The sequence below is a fragment of the Mesorhizobium sp. LEGMi-168a genome (assembly GCF_058312955.1).
On the sequence record NZ_JBZEGV010000120.1, the window covers coordinates 1 to 1,194 of the forward strand.

At 53.2% G+C, this 1,194-nt stretch carries 1 protein-coding gene; it reads left to right on the forward strand.

All coding sequences use genetic code 11. From position 1 onward, the window contains the following. Positions 1–667 precede the first annotated feature (667 nt). Positions 668–1,194, forward strand: a 527-nt coding sequence (locus tag AC4FWB_RS34325) for a 2-oxoglutarate and iron-dependent oxygenase domain-containing protein (protein ID WP_491030633.1), incomplete at its 3' end; no start/stop codon positions are given.

Below are 1,194 nucleotides of genomic sequence, written 5' to 3' on the forward strand. Positions count from 1 at the left end.
TGGTAGCATGCTCTTTTGCAGCTTCTTATTGCCCCCTGGAAGTTAGAGGCGACTGCACTGTCGCGAACGTGTCGAGGCTGTTCAGGTGTCCTGCGACTTCGAATTCAGGACCAAGCGGGTGTACTCGACCCTGGAGGGTACCTCTTGCCGTCCCTCAGCGAGGATCAAAAATTGTGCCAACTGTCGCGCAACAGGCTTCAAAGAAATATTGTTGATAAAATTCAAAGACTAAATGACAACCACCAGAAAAGCTAGACCAAACGGCATGGTTAGGAACTCGACAACGCCGGCTCGGCTGCTTGGCGTTCTCGCGGGTGGGGACAAGGATTCTTCCGGTCGAAATTCCGCCTCGTTCGATCTGCGACGATGTCGGAGGTCCGACATAGACTTACGAGAGGTGCATTCCGGAAATTGGGACGTTAATAAATATGAACACTTCAGAACAAAATGTGTAGCAATTTAACAAACGTTTAACAAGACTTTAACCTGTATTAACATGACTTCAGTCAACGTTGCTGTATCGTCAGAAGAACTTCCGAACGTGACGAAGTAAACAACAACAACGCTAATCGTGACACGTGCCAGAGTATCCATCATTTCGATTATCGAAGATCGGGAGATGGTCGTTAGCTCCACGCGTGTCCTCGGCCAAAGTTGGATTCATGCTATGACTGGGCTACCGCAAATTTCACTGGCTAAACTAGCAGCTGACGCAACACGAGACGAAGAGCGCGCGCGCCTACGCTCGACCTGCGAAAAGTTCGGCTTCTTCTATCTTGTCGAGCATGGTATCCCGAAAGACCGGATCGCAGAAGCCATTGAGGCTTCCCGAGGATTCTTCAACTTGCCACAGTCGGTCAAGGAGCGCTACGGTCATGCCGCCCAAGACGTACACCCCGCTGTAGCGCGCGGATATAGTCCCTTGCACGGCGAGGTACTACATCCCGAGGCCGGCCCCGATCCGAAGGAGATGTTCGACCTCGGGATCGAGAACGAAGGCGACCGACGTCCGTTTGCTGGATGCACGTACTTCCCCGATGAGACCGTGGCCCCTGGCTTTGCGCGAAACCTGCTGGCGCTGCAGTCTGCAGTACTCGACGGAGTTGTCCCAGAGATCGGAAGCGCACTTGCCGATCTGCTCGGTATGGGGCGAGGCTGGTTCCAACGTCATTTCAGCCCACCAACAGTCCTGCA